Genomic DNA, 18,931 nt, shown 5'->3' with positions numbered 1-18,931 from the left:
ACGGATGAGCCGGGGCACGGCCTACGGGCCGGATCAGAAGCAGCTGGCGCGGCTCCGCACGGACCTTGGCAGTGAGACCCTGACCGCGATCCTGGCCCAGTGCCATGTCGAGTCCGGCGAACGGCTTGCGGCGCTGCGCGAGGCCCTGGCTCTGGGCGAAAGAGAGACCGCGGCCCGGGAAGCACACACCCTTGCCGGCCTCCAGCGCAGCGTCGGCCTGCCGGCGCTGGGCGAGGCCTTCGCGACCCTCGAGGGCGGGATCGAAACCGGCGAACAACCCGACGACGATCGCCTCGACGCCCTCGCCGCGGCACTGGCCGAGGGTCACCGCGCCGCGCAGAGCTTCCTCGGCGCTTGAGCCGCTAGCGGAGCGCCTGCACTCGGCAGACCACCTCAGGCGGCCTCAACGATAGTGACCGGGTCCCCGGCGCTCCTGCCGCGAAGCTGACTTAACAGCCGCTCCCGCCGCGGGGCCAGCTGTTCCCGATGGCGGTCCTTGACGTGCCCGAAGCCGCGAAGCTGCAGCGGCAGTGCTGCCAGCTCGACCACGAGCGGGTAGGCGTCCTCGTCCAGCTGCGGCAGGGCCTCGTCCAGGAGCGTGAGGTAGTCGGCGATGTCGGCACGCTCCTGGCGCCGTTCGGCGGTGTAACCGAACAGATCAAGGGCCGTGCCGCGCAGAAAGCGCAGCTTTGCCAGCAGCCGGAATGCCGGCAGGATCCAGGGGCCGAACTCACGCTTGCGCAGGTGTCCGGTCACCGGGTCCCTGCGGGCCAGCAGCGGCGGCGCCAGGTTAAAGCGCAGGCGGGGCCTGCCCTCGAACTGCGCCTCAAGTCCCTCAAGGAAAGCCGGAGCGGCATAGAGCCGGGCGACCTCGTACTCGTCCTTGTAGGCCATGAGCTTGTACAACGACCGGGCCACGGCCCGGGTCAGCGAATCCGCGGCCTCCGGTCGGGGGTCCACAGCGCGCACGGCGGCAAGGCGGTCAGCATAGCGCTGGGCATAGCGCGCATCCTGGTAGTCCGTGAGCCGTTGCACGTGGTCCGCTAGCAGCGCATCGACGCTGTCGTCCCGGGCATCGGCCTCTCCGTCCTCACCGGCTAGACCGGCCGCGGCCAGCACTTTCGCAGGCTGATGCGCGTAGCGGCGGCCCCAGAGGAAGGCCTGCTTATTGAAGTCCACAGCAACGCCGTTGAGCTCGATGGCGCGTTCGAGGGCCGCCGCGGACACCGGCACCAGGCCCTGCTGCCAGGCGTAGCCGAGGAGGAACAGGTTGCTGGCGATGGCATCACCCAGCAGCCGCGTGGCGACCTCGGTACTGTCGAGGAAGTTGCAGGCATCGCTACCGACCTCACGGCGGATGGTTGCCTTCAGTGCCGCCGTGGGAAAGGGCGCGTCGGGGTCGAGGATGAACGCGGCCGTGGGTACCTCCGCGTCGTTGATCACCGCGTGGCTGCGGCCGACGGCGGCCTTGCCCATGGCTTCATAGTTGGTCGCCACAACAAGGTCACAGCCGACCAGCAGGTCGGCCTCGCCAGCGGGAATACGCACCGCCTTGATGGCGTCCTGCGTTGGCGCCACGCGCACGTGACTGACCACCGCGCCGAACTTCTGCGCAAGGCCCGTCTGATTCATGGTGGCGCAGCCCTTGCCCTCGATATGCGCCGCCATGGCAACGAGCGCAGTGATCGTGAGCACGCCGGTGCCACCGACGCCGGCGACAACGATGTTCCAGGGCTGTATGAGCTCGCGCAGCGCAGGCTCCGGGAGCGGATCGAAGACCTGCTGGCTGTGCGCTGCCGCCTCCGGCTTGCGCAGGTCGCCGTCAAGCACGGTGACAAAGCTCGGGCAGAAGCCCTTGGCACAGCTGTAGTCCTTGTTGCAGCTACTCTGGTCGATCTGCCGCTTGCGCCCGAGAGGCGTTTCCTTCGGCACCACGGACAGGCAGTTCGACTGGATGCTGCAGTCGCCGCAGCCCTCACAAACCGCATCGTTGATGTACAGCCGCTTCGGTGGATCGGCGAGGATACCCTTCTTACGCCGGCGACGTTTCTCCGCCGCACAGGTCTGCACAAAGACAATCACCGACACACCCGGGACCTCGCGCAGCTCACGCTGCAGCGCATCGTAATCGTCGCGGTGGTGCACCGTAAGGCCGTCGAGGCGCGGCAGCCGACCGCGCCAGGCGCCGGGATCGTCACTCACCAGGGCAATACGCCGGACCCCTTCCCCGGCCACCTGGCGAAGGATTTCCGGCACCGTGAGAGAGCCGTCGATGGGCTGGCCACCGGTCATGGCTACGGCGTCGTTATAGAGAATCCTGTAGGTAATGTTCACGCCGGCGGCGACAGAGGCGCGGATCGCCAGCGACCCCGAGTGGAAGTAAGTGCCGTCGCCAAGGTTCTGGAACACATGCGGCGTGTCCGTGAACGGCGCCTGGCCGATCCAGGTGGCCCCCTCCCCGCCCATCTGCGTGAAGGTTTCTGTCGGCCGGTCCGGCATCCAGGTCGCCATGTAGTGGCAACCGATGCCGCCGAGGGCGTGGCTGCCCTCAGGCACCCGGGTGGAGGTGTTGTGCGGGCAGCCGGAGCAGAAGTGGGGCACGCGCTCGACGCGGGTCTCCAGCCGTGCGAGGGAGGCTTCCTTCTCGTCGATCCAGCGGATGCGCCGATCCATGGTTTCGGACCGGTAGAAGCGGCGGATGCGGCTGTGGATAGCCAGGGCCACCGTTGCCGGCGTCAGCTCCCCGAGATTGGGCAGCAAGTCCCGGCCGTTCTCGTCGAACTCGCCGAAGACCTTCGGCCGAGAACCGACGGGGTAGTTGTAAAGCTGACCGGTGAGCTGGTCCTCGATGATCGAGCGTTTCTCTTCGACCACGAGAATCTCCTCGAGGCCCTCGGCGAAATCGTGGGTCGTCCGCGGCTCCAGGGGCCAGGGCATACCAACCTTGTACACCCGCAGACCGATCTCCGCCGCCACGGCCGCATCGATGCCCATGTCCTCGAGGGCCTGCATGACGTCGAGGTAGGCCTTGCCCGAGGTAATGATGCCGAACCGGGGCCGCGGACTGTCGACGACAACCCGGTTGAGGCCGTTCACCCGGGCAAACTCGCGGGCGGCGTAGATCTTGTACTTGTTGAGGCGGCGCTCCTGCTCGAGAGGCTTGTCGGGCCAGCGTGCGTGCACACCGTCCGCCGGCAGCTCGAAGTCCTCGGGAATAACGATGTTCACCCGCGACGGATCGATGTCCGCGGAAATGGCCGAGTCCATATTCTCGGTGATTGCCTTCAGCGCCACCCAGCAACCGGTGTAGCGCGAGAGCTCCCAGCCGTAGACGCCGAGGTCCAGCACCTCCTGCACGTTGGCGGGGCTCAGTACCGGCACGGAAGCGGCAATGAAATTGTGCTCGGACTGATGCGGCAGCGTCGAGGATTTACAGGCGTGGTCGTCACCGGCCACAGCGAGGACACCGCCGTAGCGGGCGGTACCGAAGGCATTGGCGTGCTTGATGACGTCCATGCTGCGATCAACGCCCGGGCCCTTGCCGTACCACAGCGAAAACACACCATCGTAGCGCGCGCCCTGGAACAGGTTGGTCTGCTGGCTGCCCCAGACCGCGGTGGCGGCGAGTTCCTCGTTGATGCCGGGCTTGAAAACGACGTTGTGGCGGGCCAGCCAGCGCTGCGCTTTCCAGATGGCCTGGTCGACGCCGCCGAGCGGCGAGCCGCGGTAGCCGGAGATGAAGCCGGCGGTATGGAGGCCGCGCTGCTGGTCGCGTTGATGCTGCAGCATCGGCAGCCGCACGAGCGCTTCAACGCCCGTCATGTACGCGCGGGTGGCGTCCAGGGCGTACTTGTCGTCAAGGGAAACCTGCGCAAACGCGCCTGACTGATCCGTGCCCACCGTTCGGCCTCGCTATGCTGTTATGCGGTGGTAACAGTCTAGCGAACGCCTCAGGAATTATTATCTTTCTTATCCTCTTTTACCGGCCGCTATTGCATACTTTATGCATCAAAACGCTCAAGGAGACATGAAATGGCTAATTCCCTGGCACAGGCCGATCTGCAGATCCTCTCGCTGCTGCAGAGCGACGCCACCCTCAGCACCGGCGAGATCGCCGAGCGCGTCAACCTGTCGCAGTCGCCCTGCTGGCGGCGCATCAACAAGCTGGAGCAGGAGGGGCTGATCCGTGGCCGGGTCGCTCTCCTCGACCGCACGGCCCTGGGCATGGACGTGGTGGTCTTCGCCACCATCAACCTCACCTCAACGGGGCGCCAGAACCTTCTCACCTTCGAGCAGGAGATCGTCCGCCACCCGGAGGTCGTCGAGTGCTACACCATGACCGGAATCTGGGACTACATGCTGAAGATCGTCACCCGGGACATCCGCCATTACGAGCGCTTCGTCCGGGACACGCTGGCGGCCAGTCCCTCGGTGCGGGAGATGCACTCGCACGTGGCCGTCACCGAAATCAAGAACACCACCGCCCTGCCCCTTGAGACACAGTCCGCAGGTTGAGCGTTACCAGCTCATCACCTCGCGGACGAAGGGCTGGGTGAGGGGCCGCCGGGCGGCGAGGGACGCCTGGTCGAGACGCTCGAGCACCGCGAGGAGATCAGCCAGGCCGCGGGGCGCCCGTGCCAGGATGTAGCCAGCAAGTTCCGGCGCCAGGCGCAGGCCCCTCCGTCCGGCGCGGAAGCTGAGAATCGCCCGGCGGGCGGCGTCATCGGGCGCCGGCAGGGCAAAGACCAGGCCGGCGGCAAGGCGCGAGCGCAGGTCCGGCAGCTCCAGGGGCAGCGTCCCCGGCGGCCGGGCAGCAGCCACGCAGAGGCGGCAGGCGCTTTCCCGGGCGCGGTTGTAGAAATGGAACAGCGCCTGCTCCCAGTCCTCGCGTCCGGCGAGCAGGTCGAGCTCATCGATACACACCAGCGCCAGGCCCTCGGCCCCGGAAAGCACCTCCTCGGCCGGGTAAGCGGCCACGGCGGACCCCGGCAGGTACAGCGCCCCGGGGCCGGCTGCGTGGCAGAGGGCCTGCAGCAGGTGCGACTTGCCGCCATCGGCGGGACCATGGAGGTAGACCTGATCTTCGCCGCCGCTGCCCAGTGCCTCCAGGGCGGCGCTGTTGCCCGGCAGCGACAGGAAATTCTCCAGCGTCGCGTCGTCCCGCGGCCGGAGGTTGAGGAACAGCTGCCGGGGCGCTAGCGCTGCCACCGGTAGGCCCGCTCTGCCCGCACAGTGTCCGGCACCGCCGGCAGCGGCTGCAGCCGCTCGTTCAGCTCGATCACCGGCGCCAGGCGGGCGAGATCGGTCCGCGCAACAACGCGCAGCACCAGACCGTCGCCATCGATAAGCTCCGGATTGACCCGGTCGACAAGATCCAGTCCCTCGAACCAGGCCATCACCTCAGCGTACGCAGCAAAGCTGTCGATGCCCAGCACCAGAACGCGGGTTCCGCCGGCCGCAGCCTCACCGGCAGAGGCAACCGCGTAGCGCCGGGCGATAGCCCCGGCGGCAAGGGCAGCACCGGCCTCGGCAAAGGCGGCCGGGTCGGAGGCGGTCACGGCCCGGTTCAGACGTTCGCCGTCGTGAAGATAGACCCAGTCGCCCAGCCAATCGCCACTGGAGAGCGGCAACACGCGGCCGGCGAGCACATCGGCCAGGCCGTAGCGCGCCGAGGCTGCGGCGATGCTCGCCGCGTCCAGGCGCCAGGCCGGGCCGGGACCGAGGGCGGCACTGTCCCGAAGGTCCAGCAACGGTGTCCGCAGCGGCACCCCCCGGCGTGCAAAGGCCTCCGTGAGCGCCTCGGCCAGCCCGGGCTGGTGCGCAGGCCTCACGAAATCGCGCCCCCCGGGGCCCTCGGCCACCAGCCAGACCAGCACCGGCGGCCGCCGGGCCGTCCACAGGGGCGCGCCGGCCTCAAGGAGCAGGCCCCGGAGCACGGTCTCGTCATACAACAGCTCCGCCGAGAGGGCGCCGTCTTCGGCCTCGCGGTAGGTGTACTGCTGCAGGTAGCGACTGGCGTCGTCCAGGGCCGCCTGCACCGGAGGCAGCGCAAGCGCCTCGTCGCTGCCGGTTACCTTCAACACCACCGCGGCGAGGCCCTCCCGGGCCGCCGCATCCAGCGCGCGCCGACCGCGATCGTCCACCATCACCTCGGCCTGGTAGAGGTTATCGATGACCGCCGCGCGCAACCCCGGTGCGAGGAGCACGGCTACGCAGAGAGTGGCGATGACGAAGAGGAGACGCATGGCGACAGTTTACCAGCACGAACCTCAATCGCGGCACAAGCACAGAAGACGAGCTCGCTCAGAGGCTTTTCGCCGATTCCCGGAACGGCTGCGGTCCGGTGCCCCCAGTCGCTCCCCGATACACGCCTGGTAGGGGCACCGGACCGCACCCGTCCCTACCGCCCTGGCAATTCTATCGCGCTGGAAGTACGCGACGCGCCAGGGGCGGGCGCGGGAGAGTTCTCTCACAAACCGTGTACCGGGGAGCGACTGAGAGAATTCTCCCGCGCCCGACCCGACCCGGCACGGCACGGCTGCGAAGGCTTGAAAAACAAACTACGTTACGACGCAGCTGGCACCTCGCCGGGCCCTGCCCTAAACTAGCGCGCCTGCGAAGGGGGCCGGCCCATGGGTGACAGCGACAGACAACAGCTCAGCTACCGCGACGCGGGGGTCGACATCGACGCCGGCAACCGCCTCGTCGAGCGCATCCGCCACGTCGCCGCGCGCACGCGCCGGCCAGAGGTGCTGGGCAACCTGGGCGGCTTCGGGGCGCTCTGTGAACTGCCTGCGGGCTACCGGCAGCCGGTGCTCGTGGCAGGGACCGACGGCGTCGGTACCAAGCTGCGCCTGGCCATGGACCTGGGCCGCCACGACACCATCGGCATCGACCTCGTCGCCATGTGCGTCAACGACCTCGTGGTCGCCGGCGCCGAGCCCCTGTTCTTCCTCGACTATTACGCCACCGGCCGTCTGGATGTCGACATCGCCGAAGCGGTGGTGCGCGGCATCGGCCGCGGCTGCGAACTGGCCGGCTGCGCCCTTGTCGGCGGAGAGACCGCAGAAATGCCCGGCATGTATGAGGGCGACGATTACGACCTCGCCGGCTTCTGCGTCGGCGTCGTCGAAAAGGACGCCATCATCGACGGCAGCACCGTCGCCGCTGGCAACCTGCTCATTGCCATCGGCAGCAGCGGGCCTCACTCCAACGGCTACTCGCTGATCCGCAAGGTGCTGGAAGTCAGCGGCGCCAGCACCGACCTGGACCTGGAGGGTACCCCCCTGGGCGAGGCGCTCCTCGAGCCCACCACCATCTACGTGCCGGCGATTCTCGACCTGTGCCGGCGCACTCGCGTAGGTGCCCTCGCGCACATTACCGGCGGGGGCCTCACGGAGAACCTGCCGCGCGTTCTCCCCACCGGTTGCCACGCGCGCATCGACACCGGCAGCTGGGAATGGCCGGCGGTCTTCCGCTGGCTCGCGGAGGCCGGCAACATCGACCGGGGTGAGATGTTCCGGACCTTCAACTGCGGCGTCGGCATGGTGGCCTGCGTGCCGGGCGCCGCGCGGGACGAAGCGCTCGCCTGCCTCACAGCGCACGGCCTCACGGCCTGGGTCCTCGGCGCCATCGAAGGCGGGGACCACGGCATCACCCTGACCCCTTGAGCGGGCGTATCGCGGTCCTCGCGTCGGGCGTCGGCAGCAATGCCGAGGCCCTGGCAGAAGCCTGTGAGCAGGGCCGGATCGACGGCCGGCTCTGCGTGGTAGCCAGCAACCGGCCGGAGGCGGCGGTGCTAGCACGCGCCAGTGCCCGGGGGCTGCCGACGCTGGCCCTGGACCACCGCGCCTACCCCGACCGGGCAACCTTTGACGCCGCCCTGCACGACGCCCTGGCGAACTTCGAGCCGGATCTCGTCGTCCTCGCCGGTTTCATGCGCATCCTGAGCCCGGCGTTCATCACGCCCTGGCGCGGCCGCCTGATCAATATCCATCCCTCATTGCTGCCGCGCTATCCGGGGCTGGACACGCACGCGCGTGCTCTGGCCGCGGGCGATCGCGAGGCCGGGGCCACGGTGCATTTTGTGATCGAGGCGCTGGATGCGGGTCCGGCGATCCTGCAGGCGCGGGTGCCTGTCGAGGTCGATGACAACCCGGAACGCCTCGCAGCGCGGGTACAGGAGGAAGAGCATCGCATCTACCCGCTCGCGGTGCAGGCCTGCCTGAGCGGACGCGTGCGCCTTGCCGGGGACCGGGCAGAGCTGCTCGGCCGGCCCCTGCCGCCGGCCGGCGCAGACCCGGCTGCGCTCGCCGGACGCTGACTCAGGCCCGGGGGAGAGTCACGCCGCGCTGGCCCTGGTACTTGCCGCCGCGGTCCTTGTAGCTCACCTCGCAGACCTCATCGGACTCGAAGAACAGCATCTGGGCCACGCCCTCGTTGGCGTAGATCTTCGCCGGCAGCGTCGTGGTGTTGGAAAACTCGAGAGTGACGTGCCCCTCCCACTCCGGCTCAAGCGGCGTCACGTTGACGATAATGCCGCAGCGGGCGTAGGTCGACTTGCCGAGGCAGATCGTCAGCACATTGCGCGGAATGCGGAAGTACTCCACGGTGCTGGCCAGCGCGAAGGAGTTCGGCGGGATCACGCACTCCTCGCCGCGCACGCTGACAAAGCTGCTCTCGTCGAAGTGTTTCGGGTCCACGGTGGCCGAGTTGATGTTGGTAAACACCTTGAACTCGTCGGAGCAGCGCACATCATAGCCGTAGCTCGAGGTACCGAAAGAAATGAGCTTGTGTCCGTCGCGCTCGCGAACCTGCCCGGCTTCGAAGGGCTCTATCATGCCGTGCTCCGCCGCCATGCGACGTATCCACCGGTCCGCTTTGATGCTCATGGCTGCGTCTCCCTGCTGAGGTCCCCGGCCCGGGGCCCCTGTCAATCGTCCGTGATGCTGATGGTGGGACCTGCGCCCCCATCGTCCTCGCCCGTTTCGACCACCGCGCGCAGGGCGCGGGCCGCGGCGATAAAGGCTTCTCCGGCATCGGACCCGGGCGCCGAAGCGACCGTCGGGCGGCCCGCATCGGTCTCGGCGCGAACGGCGGCGGTCAGCGGCAGGCTGCCGAGGAGCTGCACACCGTACTCTTCGGCAACGCGCTCACCGCCACCCTCGCCGAAGATGTGCTCCACGTGGCCGCACTGGCTGCAGCGGTGCAGTGCCATGTTCTCGATAATACCGAGGACCGGCACGTCCACCTTGCGAAACATCTCGATGCCCTTGCGCGCATCGAGGAGGGCGATGTCCTGCGGCGTGGTGACGATAACCGCACCGGCAAGCTTCGCCTTCTGCGCGAGCGTCAGCTGAATATCGCCGGTCCCCGGCGGCATGTCTATCAGGAGGTAGTCGAGCTCCCCCCACCGGGTCTGTTCGAGCATCTGCGCCAGAGCGCCGCCGGCCATCGGACCCCGCCAGACCATGGGCGTGCGCTCGTTGGCGAGATAGCCCATGGACATGGTGGCAAGACCCTGGGCCGGCACCGGCAGCAGCCATTTGTCGTCCTCAGTGTCCGGCCGGGTACCAGCGGGAAGACCGAGCATGGTCGGCTGGCTGGGACCGTAGATGTCGGCATCGAGCAGGCCGACCCGGGCGCCGTCAGCAGCCAGCGCCAGCGCCAGGTTGACCGTGACGGTGGACTTGCCCACGCCGCCTTTGCCCGAGGCGACAGCGATGATGTGGCGAATGGACTGCATGGCAGGGCTCGCGAGCTTGGGGTGAGTCGGAGACCGGGCAGTATAGGCACTCAAGGAAGTGCACACAATGCGCGGCAAAGCGCCCGTGCGCGGGCGCCGGGCTGCGTGAAAAGCCCTCGCAAAACCGCTATAGTGGCGCCCCTTTTTTTCGAGCCGGACCCCATCCATGAGTGCCCAGAAGCGCAGCATCCTGGTGACCAGCGCCCTGCCCTACGCCAACGGGCCGCTGCACCTTGGTCATCTCCTGGAGCAGGTGCAGACGGACATCTGGGTGCGCTTCCAACGCTCCCGGGGCCATGAATGTCACTACGTCTGTGCCGACGACGCCCACGGCACGGCCATCATGCTCAGCGCCGAGCGGCTGGGCATCAGCCCGGAGGAGCAGATCGCCCGGGTGCACGCCGAGCACAGCCGCGACGCCGGCGATTTTCTCATCAGCTTCGACAACTACTACACAACGCACTCGGACGAGAACCGACACTGGTGCGAGTACATCTTTGCCAGGCTCCGCGAGGGTGACCACATTGTCGAGCGCGAAATCACCCAGGCTTTCGACCCGGAAAAGGGACTGTTTCTCGCCGACCGCTTCATCAAGGGCACCTGCCCGCGCTGCAAGGCGCCGGACCAGTACGGGGACAACTGCGAGGCCTGCGGCGCCACCTACACACCGGCGGAGCTTATCGACGCGGTCTCCGCTCTGTCCGGGGCGACCCCCGTGGAGAAGCAGTCCCGGCACTTTTTCCTGTCCCTTGACAGCCTTGTCGACATGCTGCGCGAGTGGATCGATTCCGGCACGCTGCAACCGGCCATCGCCAACAAGCTGCGGGAGTGGACCGACGCCGGCCTGCAGGCCTGGGACATCAGCCGCGACGCGCCCTATTTCGGCTTCCGCATTCCCGGCGAAAAAGACAAGTATTTCTATGTCTGGCTGGACGCCCCCATCGGCTACATGGGCAGCTTCCAGGAGTACTGCGACCGCGAGGGCCTGGACTTCGACCGCTTCTGGCGGCCGGGCCACGAAACGGAGCTGTATCATTTCATCGGCAAGGACATCATCAACTTCCACGGCCTGTTCTGGCCGGCGATGCTGCACGCTTCGGGGCTGCGCACGCCCACGGGGGTGTTCGCTCACGGCTTCCTCACGGTAAACGGCACCAAGATGTCCAAGAGCCGGGGCACCTTCATCAACGCCCGCAGCTACCTCGACCACCTCGACGCCGAGTACCTGCGCTATTACTTCGCGGCCAAGCTCGGCGGCGGCGTGGACGATATCGACCTCAATTTCGACGACTTCGTCCAGCGCGTGAACTCGGACCTGGTCGGCAAGGTCGTCAATATCGCCAGCCGCTGCGCGGGCTTCCTCAAGAAAGGTCACGACAACTGCCTCGCTGCCGACTGCGCCGAGCCGGCGCTCCTGGAGGACTTCCTGGCCGCCGGCGACACCATAGCCGCGCGCTACGAGGAGCGCGAGTTCGGCAAAGCCATGCGCGACATCATTGCCCTGGCCGACCGCGCCAACCAGTACATCGACCAGCACAAGCCCTGGGTGCTGGCCCGGGACCCGGCAAACGCCGGCGAGGTGCAGGCCATCTGCTCCGTCGGCATCAACCTCTTCCGGGTGATCATGATCTACCTGAAGCCCGTGCTCCCGGCCATGGCCGACCGCGCTGAGAACTTCCTGAACGCCTCCCTCGACTGGCCCGCACTCGGCGAACCGCTCCTCGGGCACAGGCTTCGGGCCTTCACGCCGCTGATGACACGGGTTGACCCGAAGGCCGTGGACGCTCTGCTCGAAACCGGCCGCGAAGAAGCGCCGGCGGGCGATGCCGGCACCGGCGAAAAGCCGGTGGCCGCAAAGGCGAAGCAGCAGGGACAAGCGCCCCGGGCGGCAGACGCGGAGGGGCTCGCCGATACCATCGACTTCGATGCCTTCATGCGCGTTGACCTGCGCGTAGCGCGCATCCAGCGGGCAGAGCAGGTGGATGGCGCTGACAAGCTGCTGCGCCTGACCCTGGACCTGGGTGAGCTCGGCGAGCGCGAAGTCCTGTCGGGCATCCGCGCGGCCTACGATCCGGCCGCCCTGGAAGGCCGGCTGACCGTGGTCGTGGCGAACCTCGCACCGCGTAAAATGCGCTTCGGCGTATCCGAAGGGATGGTCCTGGCGGCCGGCCCCGGCGGCAGCGAGATCTTCCTGCTGTCCGTCGACAGCGGCGCCGCGCCGGGCCAGCGGGTGAGCTAAGCCCCTGCAGCAGCAAGGGTTTTTAAGCGCCGGAGCCTTGCGCCAGATCACTTTACCGGCTCATTCACGGTTATATACTTAGTGCGGATTGGTCGTTGTGTCGCCCGGTCGGCTTCCTTACCATTGCGCGCGAGCCATTTGGCATAAAGGTGTGTGAAGCCGCCCCGGCCTCGACGCACGCGGCGCGGCGTAACCGGACGGGGACAGCATGCTCGCGGAATATTCGGTGCTCCTGATCGGGGCCATCCTGGTCAACAACTTCGTGCTGGTCCAGTTTCTGGGCCTTTGCCCCTTCATGGGCGTCTCGAACAAGCTCGAGACCGCCATGGGTATGTCCCTCGCCACCACCTTCGTACTGACTCTCGCAGCCGCCAGCAGCTACCTCGTCTACAACGCCATCCTCGAGCCTCTGGGCCTTGGCTACCTGCGCACGATCTCCTTCATTCTGGTAATCGCCGTAGTGGTGCAATTCACAGAGATGGCCGTGCGCAAGTCGAGTCCGCTGCTGCACCGGGTTCTCGGTGTGTACCTGCCGCTTATCACCACCAACTGCGCCGTGCTGGGAGTGGCGCTCCTGAATATCAACAAGGAACACGACTTTCTGCAGTCACTGCTCTACGGCTTCGGCGCTGCCGCCGGCTTCTCTCTCGTGCTGGTGCTGTTCGCCGCCATGCGTGAACGCCTTGCGGTCGCCGACGTGCCCCAGGCCTTCGCCGGCCCGGCCATCGGCATGATCACCGCCGGGCTCATGTCCCTCGCCTTCATGGGCTTCGCGGGGCTGGTTTGATGCTTGCCTGGCTCGCCGACCACCCCCTCGCCGCCGCGGTCCTCGCACTGGTCGCCCTCGGCCTCGTCTTCGGTGCCGTGCTCGGCTATGCCGCCGAGCGTTTCCGTACCGAGGGCAACCCCGTCGTCGAGCAGATCAACGCCATTCTCCCGCAGACGCAGTGCGGGCAATGCGGCTACCCGGGCTGCCGCCCCTACGCGGAGGCCATCGCCGGTGGCAGCGCGGAGATCAACCAGTGCCCGCCCGGGGGCGAGGCCGGCATCCAGGCACTGGCGGACCTCCTCGACGTCGAAGCCAAACCGCTGGATGCTGCTCATGGCGAGGAGGCACCGGTGAAGGCTGTCGCCTTCATCCATGAGGACGACTGCATCGGCTGCACGAAGTGTATCCAGGCCTGCCCGGTAGACGCGATCCTCGGCGCCGCCAAGCAGATGCATACGGTCATCGGCAGCGAGTGCACGGGTTGCGACCTCTGCGTGGAGCCCTGCCCCGTGGACTGTATCGAGATGATTCCGCAGGCCGAAACGCTCAAGACCTGGCACTGGCCGCTGCCGGACCCGGCCGCCGGCCGGGTTGAAATAATCGCCACGGACCGGCTCCAGGACCGCGCGGCGTGAGGCGCGTTCACACCTTCCACGGCGGCATTCATCCGCCGGAGCACAAGGCGCAGTCGCTGCAGGCACCGATCCAGCCGGCGGGCATCCCGCCGCAGCTGGTGCTGCCACTCGCGCAGCACATCGGCGCCCCGGCGCAGCCGGTGGTCCGCGCCGGTCAGGCGGTGCGTGGCGGTGAGCTGCTGGCGGAGGCCGACGGCTTTGTCAGCGTCCCGGTGCACGCCCCGACCTCGGGCACGGTCAGCGCCATCGAGGAGCGGCCCGTCCCCCACCCGTCGGGGCTCTCGGCGCCGTGCATTGTCATCGACACCGATGGCGCCGACACGTGGCTGCCCCCGGCCCCGCTGGCGGCGGCGGAGCGAGCCGACCAGACACGGCTGCGCGAGTGCATTCAAGGCGCGGGCATCGCCGGCATGGGCGGCGCCGGTTTCCCGACGGCGGTGAAGCTGTCGCCGGGGCCCGGCAAGGCCATCGATACGCTCATTATCAACGGCACCGAGTGCGAGCCCTACATCACCGCCGACGATTCGCTCATGCGCGAGCGCGCCGGCGACATTGTCGCCGGTACGCGCATCCTCGCCGAACTGCTGGCGCCGAGGGACATTCTCATCGGCGTCGAGGACAACAAGCCTGAAGCGATCGCGGCGCTGCAGGCCGCCGCGGACAGCACCATGGAGGTCGTGGTCTTCCCCACCAAGTATCCCTCCGGTGGCGAAAAGCAGCTCATCGAGATCCTGCTGGGCAAGCAGGTCCCGAGCGGCGGCATCCCCGCCGATATCGGCGTGGTGTGCCAGAACGTCGGTACTGCGGTGGCCGTGCACGAGGCCGTCGCCCGCGGCCGCCCCCTCGTGTCGCGGGTAACCACGGTGACCGGCGAGGCCGTGACCCGGCCGGGCAACTATGAGGTCCTCCTCGGCACACCCATGGGCTGGCTGCTGGAGCAGGCCGGCGTGGACCCGGACCGGGCCCGGCGCCTGATCATGGGCGGCCCGATGATGGGCTTCAGTATCCCCGCGCCGGAGTGCCCGGTGGTCAAGACCACGAACTGCCTCCTGGTGCCCACGGAGGCCGAGCTGCCCACCCCGCCACCGGCCCAGGCCTGCATCCGCTGCGGCCTCTGCGCTGAGGCTTGTCCGGCGACCCTGCTGCCGCAGCAACTCTACTGGTTTGCCCGCGGTAAGGAATACGACAAGCTGGAGGGCCACAACCTCTTTGACTGCATTGAGTGCGGCGCCTGCTCTTACGTCTGCCCCAGCCACATTCCGCTGGTGCAGTACTACCGGGCGTCGAAGGCGGAAATCATCGCCCGCCGGCGCGAAGCCGAGAAGGCAGACCACGCCCGCGAACGCTTCGAGGCGCGGCAGGCGCGTATGGAGCGTCTGGCTGCAGAGCGCGAGGCCAAGCGCGCCGAGCGCAAGAAGGCGGCGGAGGCCAAAGCCAGGGCGAAGGCCCGGGCTGCAGCGACCGAAGGCGCTGAGACGGTCGACGGCGCGCAGGCTGCCGCCGATGAAGATCCGATCCAGGCCGCCATCGAGCGGGCCAAGGCGCGCAAGGCGGCGCTGGCCGCGGGCGACGCTGGCGAGCCCGCGGACCGGGTCGCGAAGCTCACCGCCAACGTCGACGCCATTGCGAAGCGCCTCGCCGCGGCCCGGGAAAAGCTCGAGAGCTACGACGGCGGCGAAGCCCCGGTCGCTGAGGCGCTGAAGCGCGGCGTCGAGAAGACGGCAGACAAGCTCGCGAAGGCCGAGGCGGAACTCCGGGAAGCCCGCGAGGGCGTCTCCGAGGAGGCCTGAAAAGGAAGCCTGCATGAGCCTGCTGCGCATCACCTCCCCGCACGCCCACGGCCCCCTCTCTACCACCCGGGTCATGCAGACGGTGCTCCTGGCAACGCTGCCGGGAGTGGCGGCCCTGGTGTGGTTTTTCGGCCCCGGGGTGCTGGTCAACATCGCTGTCACCAGCTTTTTTGCCATCGCCTTCGAAGCGGCGGTCTTGAAGCTGCGCGGCCGGCCGGTGCTGCGCACCCTCGACGATCACAGCGCGGTGGTGACGGCGACCCTGCTCGCCATCGCCCTGCCGCCCTATGCACCCTGGTGGCTGCTTGCCGTGGGCGCCGCGGCCTCTATTCTCCTGGCCAAGCAGCTCTACGGCGGCCTGGGCTACAACCCCTTCAACCCGGCCATGGTCGGCTATGTGGTCCTGCTCATCTCCTTCCCGGTGCAAATGAGCACCTGGGCGGCACCGCGCGGGCTCGCAGCGGAAGTGCCCGGTCTGGTCGATGCCCTGCAGGCCTGTTTCATCCCGGCGAGCTTCGATGGCGCGACCATGGCAACGCCTCTCGATATCCTGCGCCAGAACAGCGACCAGTCCCTGGCGGCGCTCTACGCCGGCACGCCGCAGCTCGGCGCCTGGGGCGGCGTCGGCTGGCAATGGGTGAGCCTCGGCTTTCTCGCCGGCGGCCTGTGGATGCTCTATCGCGGTATCTTTACCTGGCACGCGCCGGTGGCCATGCTCGCGGCCCTCGCCGCTCTGGCGGCGCTGTTCTATGACGGCGGCGGACCGGGCAGCGGCGGCTCCCCGCTGTTCCACCTGCTCTCCGGCGCGACCATGTTCGGCGCCTTCTTCATCGTCACCGACCCGGTATCTTCCGCCGTCTCGACGCGCGGGCGCCTGATTTACGGCGCGCTGATCGGGGTGCTCATCTACCTCATCCGCACCCGCGGCAACTACCCGGATGCGGTGGCCTTCGCCGTGCTGATCATGAATTTCGCCGCGCCGTTCATCGACTACTACACGCAGCCGCGCAGCTACGGCCACGCACGGGGAGACCGTCCGTGAGGGTGCTCGGCCAGTCGATCACCCGCAACGGCCTGATCCTCGCCGCCTTTGCTGTGGCCACGGCGCTGCTGATCGCGGGCACCTACCTCCAGACCCGGGAGCGCATCAGCGAGGAGCAGCGCGCCGCCGAAGAGCGTGCCCTGCTGCAGATCGTGCCCCGGGAGGCCCATGACAACTCGCTGCTCGACGACACGCTGCCGGCGCCCGTGGGTGACGACAAGCTCAAGCTGGCCGAACCCCGGCCGATCTACCGCGCTCGCCGGGACGGCCGCGTGGAAACCGTACTGGTGCCCGCGCGGGCCCCGGACGGTTACAGTGGCGCCATCGACCTGGTGGTGGGCGTGGAGCGCGATGGGAGCATTGCCGGCGTTCGCGTGCTCGCCCACCGCGAGACCCCGGGCCTGGGCGACAAGATCGACCGGCGCAAAGGGGACTGGATCGACAGCTTCGCCGGGCGTTCTCTCAAGAACCCTGCCCCTGCGCAATGGAAGGTCAGCAAGGATAAAGGCGTCTTTGATACCTTCACCGGCGCCACGATCACGCCGCGCGCGGTGGTTGCAGCTACCCGGCGCACCCTGGAATATGTAAAGGCGAACGAAGCGACCCTGTTCGCAGGCGACGCAGCGGCCACCGGCACGGAGAAAGGCCCATGAGCGAGCACGTTTACCGCGACCTGTCCCTGAACGGCCTGTGGAAGAATAACCCGGCGCTGGTGCAGCTGCTCGGCCTGTGTCCGCTGCTCGCGGTCACCGCCAGCGTAGTCAACGCCCTGGGCCTTGCCGCGGCAACGCTGTTCGTCCTGATCTGCTCGAACACGGCCGTGTCTCTGATCCGCCACGTAGTCTCCGACGCCGTGCGCCTGCCGGCCTTCGTCATGATCATTGCCTCGGCGGTGACCTGTACGGAACTGCTCATGCAGGCCTATGCGTATGAGCTCTACCAGATTCTCGGTATCTTCCTGCCGCTGATCACCACCAATTGCGTGATCCTGGGCCGCGCCGACGGTTACGCCAGCAAGAACGCCGTCGGCCGCTCGTGCTTCGATGGCGCAATGATGGGCCTGGGTTTCGGCGTGGTGCTGGTGCTGCTTGGTGCGCTGCGGGAGGTCTTTGGCACCGGGGCGCTGTTCGCGGACATGGACCTGCTTTTCGGGCCCGCAGCCGCTGGCTGGAAAGTCGTCCTCGTCGAGGGCTACCAGCCCTTCCTGCTCGCGATCCTGCCGCCGGGCGCGTTTATCTTCACCGGGCTGCTTATTGCACTGAAGAATCGCATCGATAGCGGCATCGAGCAGCGCGCGGCGGCCCGGCGCGAAGCGCCGGTGCGGGGCAGCAAGCGGGTGCGGGTAACCGGTACGATCAGCTGAGGTCCGGGTCCAGGGCAAGCGTGCCGAGAATCTCGTCCACCGCCGAATCATCCATACCCCGGTTGGCGAGGTCGCAGCTGTAGGTGATGTAAAGGGCAATAGCGCCGCGCCCGAGGCACCACTCGCGCAATGCAGCATCGCCGTCGAGGCCCGCCGCGTAGAGCCCCGGCACGCCGGCCACCATGGTCCGCGTCCAGCGCCCCTCACCACCGATGGCGGCAGCCAGGGTGGCGAGGGAGGCATCATCTACCGGTCCCGCCTCCGGGCGCAGTTCGCTGATCTCGATGCAGCCGACACCGTCGCGATCGCCGATCACGACCGTGTCCTCCTCCCGCTCGGCCCACCATTCCGGGGGCAGCAGCAGGCTCCAGCCATCGGTTTCCAGTACGTGCACGTTCACTCCCGCTCCAGCTCTCTGGACATGAGCACGGCATCCTCCCGCTCCAGGGTACCCGCACCGGGGTAATAGCCGCGCCGCCGGCCATCCTCGCGGAAGCCGGCGGCGGCGTAAAGGGCAAGCCCGGCGGCATTGGAGGCGCGCACCTCCAGCAGGCACCGGGTGGCACCAGCGGCAGCCAGGGCCTCAACGGAGGCTGCAAGCAGGGCCGTACCGAGGCCGCTGCCGCGCCGTGTCGGCTCGACCACGAGGGCGAGCAGAGTGGCCTCGTCAAGCACCTGCGAACAGGCGCTGAAGCCGGCAATATGCTCGCCATCGGTCTCGGCGACCAGCAGTAGCCCCTTGCCGCCCTCGCCGCCCTTACCGTCGGCGGCGCAGGGCAGCAGCTCTGCGTAGAGGGAGGGCAGGAGACCCACGCCGTCGTTGCCCTGGTCGATGGCGACAATCGCCGGCAGGTCCTCGGCCAGCGCCGGCCGCAGCACCGCGCTCACGAAGCTGCGAGGTCCCGCAGCACCGCCCAGGCGTCGCGCTTGGCGCCGGCGCTCACGAGCATGTCCCGCGTTGATGGAAGCGCAAAGGCCGGCAGCGCCAGCGCGCCCGCGCGCTCCCGGGCCTCGGTGCCAAGGAGGAAGATCCGGGTGAGCCCGGCCTCGTTCGCCAGCCTCGCCAGGAAGGCCTCCAGCGCCACGCCCGCGGCCGCAGCGCCCTGGTCCAGCTGCGGGTTGCGATGCATGGGCCAGGCAAACTCCTGCACCCGGGGCGCCTCAGACGCCCAGCCGCAGGCCCGGATCATGGCCTGCACGAGAGCAACCTGTTCCCGCGCCAGGGGCGCAGTGCCCAGATCCTCGAGCCAGAGCGCGCCGCCGGCGAGCACCGCCGCAAGGCGGAAGCGCAGCGCTTCACCCCGCGGCGCCGATACCCGGGCGGGCCCATCCACCCGCGGCGCGGAGC

The 18,931-nt window shown here is 68.2% G+C and carries 18 protein-coding genes and 1 pseudogene; 11 read left to right on the top strand and 8 right to left on the bottom strand.

The genetic code is table 11. From position 1 onward, the window contains the following. Window positions 1–4 precede the first annotated feature (4 nt). Window positions 5–358 carry an Hpt domain-containing protein gene (locus HRUBRA_RS09675; RefSeq protein WP_035516663.1) on the top strand — a complete coding sequence of 118 codons (354 nt, stop codon included), beginning with the start codon at window positions 5–7 and terminating at the stop codon, window positions 356–358. A 35-nt stretch (window positions 359–393) separates the two neighbouring features. Here the strand turns inward: HRUBRA_RS09675 and HRUBRA_RS09670 are convergent, their stop codons facing one another. Beyond that, window positions 394–3,900, bottom strand: a complete 3,507-nt coding sequence (locus tag HRUBRA_RS09670; RefSeq protein WP_035516661.1) for an indolepyruvate ferredoxin oxidoreductase family protein — start codon at window positions 3,898–3,900, stop codon at window positions 394–396. 132 nt (window positions 3,901–4,032) lie between these two features. On the opposite strand from HRUBRA_RS09670, the gene HRUBRA_RS09665 reads away from it, so the two are divergent. Next, window positions 4,033–4,515 carry an Lrp/AsnC family transcriptional regulator gene (locus HRUBRA_RS09665; RefSeq protein ID WP_035516660.1) on the top strand — a complete coding sequence of 161 codons (483 nt, stop codon included), beginning with the start codon at window positions 4,033–4,035 and terminating at the stop codon, window positions 4,513–4,515. A gap of 3 nt (window positions 4,516–4,518) precedes the next feature. On the opposite strand, the gene hda is transcribed toward HRUBRA_RS09665, so the two are convergent. Together hda and HRUBRA_RS09655 are read right to left on the bottom strand one after the other, a co-directional pair. Next, window positions 4,519–5,208, bottom strand: a complete 690-nt coding sequence (gene hda, locus HRUBRA_RS09660) for a DnaA regulatory inactivator Hda (RefSeq protein ID WP_052094623.1) — start codon at window positions 5,206–5,208, stop codon at window positions 4,519–4,521. Further along, complete coding sequence (locus HRUBRA_RS09655) at window positions 5,196–6,245, bottom strand: DUF2066 domain-containing protein (RefSeq protein ID WP_052094622.1); 1,050 nt, start codon at window positions 6,243–6,245, stop codon at window positions 5,196–5,198. Before HRUBRA_RS09655 ends, hda begins: the two co-directional genes overlap by 13 nt. A 387-nt stretch (window positions 6,246–6,632) precedes the next feature. Here HRUBRA_RS09655 and purM point away from each other — a divergent pair, with 387 nt between their 5' ends. Together purM and purN are read left to right on the top strand one after the other, a co-directional pair. Then, window positions 6,633–7,670 carry a phosphoribosylformylglycinamidine cyclo-ligase gene (gene purM / locus HRUBRA_RS09650; protein WP_035516659.1) on the top strand — a complete coding sequence of 346 codons (1,038 nt, stop codon included), beginning with the start codon at window positions 6,633–6,635 and terminating at the stop codon, window positions 7,668–7,670. After that, window positions 7,667–8,323 (top strand): phosphoribosylglycinamide formyltransferase, encoded by a 657-nt coding sequence (gene purN, locus HRUBRA_RS09645; RefSeq protein ID WP_035516658.1) that lies wholly within the window; start codon window positions 7,667–7,669, stop codon window positions 8,321–8,323. The genes purM and purN overlap by 4 nt, the downstream gene beginning before the upstream one ends. A gap of 1 nt (window position 8,324) precedes the next feature. Here the strand turns inward: purN and dcd are convergent, their stop codons facing one another. Next, the gene (gene dcd / locus HRUBRA_RS09640; RefSeq protein ID WP_035516656.1) at window positions 8,325–8,891 is read right to left on the bottom strand and encodes a dCTP deaminase; all 567 of its coding nucleotides are present in this window, start codon (window positions 8,889–8,891) and stop codon (window positions 8,325–8,327) included. 41 nt (window positions 8,892–8,932) lie between these two features. Continuing rightward, complete coding sequence (gene apbC, locus HRUBRA_RS09635) at window positions 8,933–9,745, bottom strand: iron-sulfur cluster carrier protein ApbC (RefSeq protein WP_052094620.1); 813 nt, start codon at window positions 9,743–9,745, stop codon at window positions 8,933–8,935. Window positions 9,746–9,911: 166 nt separating this feature from the next. Here apbC and metG point away from each other — a divergent pair, with 166 nt between their 5' ends. The 7 genes from metG (at window position 9,912) to HRUBRA_RS09600 (ending at window position 17,583) form a co-directional block, all read left to right on the top strand. Further along, on the top strand, window positions 9,912–11,984 hold the full coding sequence (metG, locus tag HRUBRA_RS09630; protein WP_035516655.1) for a methionine--tRNA ligase: 2,073 nt from the start codon (window positions 9,912–9,914) through the stop codon (window positions 11,982–11,984). A 208-nt stretch (window positions 11,985–12,192) separates the two neighbouring features. Beyond that, window positions 12,193–12,771, top strand: coding sequence for an electron transport complex subunit RsxA (rsxA, locus tag HRUBRA_RS09625; protein ID WP_035516654.1), 579 nt, complete (start codon window positions 12,193–12,195; stop codon window positions 12,769–12,771). Beyond that, complete coding sequence (rsxB, locus tag HRUBRA_RS09620) at window positions 12,771–13,388, top strand: electron transport complex subunit RsxB (protein ID WP_035516652.1); 618 nt, start codon at window positions 12,771–12,773, stop codon at window positions 13,386–13,388. Before rsxA ends, rsxB begins: the two co-directional genes overlap by 1 nt. Then, window positions 13,385–15,178: an electron transport complex subunit RsxC gene (rsxC, locus tag HRUBRA_RS09615; RefSeq protein ID WP_035516651.1), complete on the top strand. Its 1,794-nt coding sequence runs from the start codon at window positions 13,385–13,387 to the stop codon at window positions 15,176–15,178. Before rsxB ends, rsxC begins: the two co-directional genes overlap by 4 nt. A gap of 13 nt (window positions 15,179–15,191) precedes the next feature. After that, the gene (rsxD, locus tag HRUBRA_RS09610) at window positions 15,192–16,220 is read left to right on the top strand and encodes an electron transport complex subunit RsxD (RefSeq protein ID WP_035516649.1); all 1,029 of its coding nucleotides are present in this window, start codon (window positions 15,192–15,194) and stop codon (window positions 16,218–16,220) included. 2 nt (window positions 16,221–16,222) lie between these two features. Then, on the top strand, window positions 16,223–16,873 hold the full coding sequence (gene rsxG / locus HRUBRA_RS09605; protein WP_035516648.1) for an electron transport complex subunit RsxG: 651 nt from the start codon (window positions 16,223–16,225) through the stop codon (window positions 16,871–16,873). Beyond that, entirely contained in the window at window positions 16,870–17,583 is a 714-nt protein-coding gene (locus tag HRUBRA_RS09600; RefSeq protein WP_035516646.1) for an electron transport complex subunit E, read from the top strand. The genes rsxG and HRUBRA_RS09600 overlap by 4 nt, the downstream gene beginning before the upstream one ends. On the opposite strand, the gene HRUBRA_RS09595 is transcribed toward HRUBRA_RS09600, so the two are convergent. The 3 genes and pseudogenes from HRUBRA_RS09595 to HRUBRA_RS15415 all read right to left on the bottom strand — a co-directional run. Next, window positions 17,576–17,983, bottom strand: a complete 408-nt coding sequence (locus HRUBRA_RS09595) for a hypothetical protein (RefSeq protein WP_052094618.1) — start codon at window positions 17,981–17,983, stop codon at window positions 17,576–17,578. The genes HRUBRA_RS09600 and HRUBRA_RS09595 overlap by 8 nt on opposite strands. Further along, window positions 17,980–18,471 (bottom strand): GNAT family N-acetyltransferase, encoded by a 492-nt coding sequence (locus HRUBRA_RS15190; protein WP_035516645.1) that lies wholly within the window; start codon window positions 18,469–18,471, stop codon window positions 17,980–17,982. Before HRUBRA_RS15190 ends, HRUBRA_RS09595 begins: the two co-directional genes overlap by 4 nt. Continuing rightward, a pseudogene (locus HRUBRA_RS15415) lies at window positions 18,468–18,931 on the bottom strand (hypothetical protein); the annotation flags it as partial. The gene HRUBRA_RS15190 and the pseudogene HRUBRA_RS15415, both read right to left, overlap by 4 nt.

It is taken from the genome of Pseudohaliea rubra DSM 19751, assembly GCF_000764025.1.
Classification (GTDB): Bacteria; Pseudomonadota; Gammaproteobacteria; order Pseudomonadales; family Halieaceae; genus Pseudohaliea; species Pseudohaliea rubra.
Note: the sequence above shows the minus strand (reverse complement) of the source record. Positions and strands in the feature narration are given on the sequence as shown.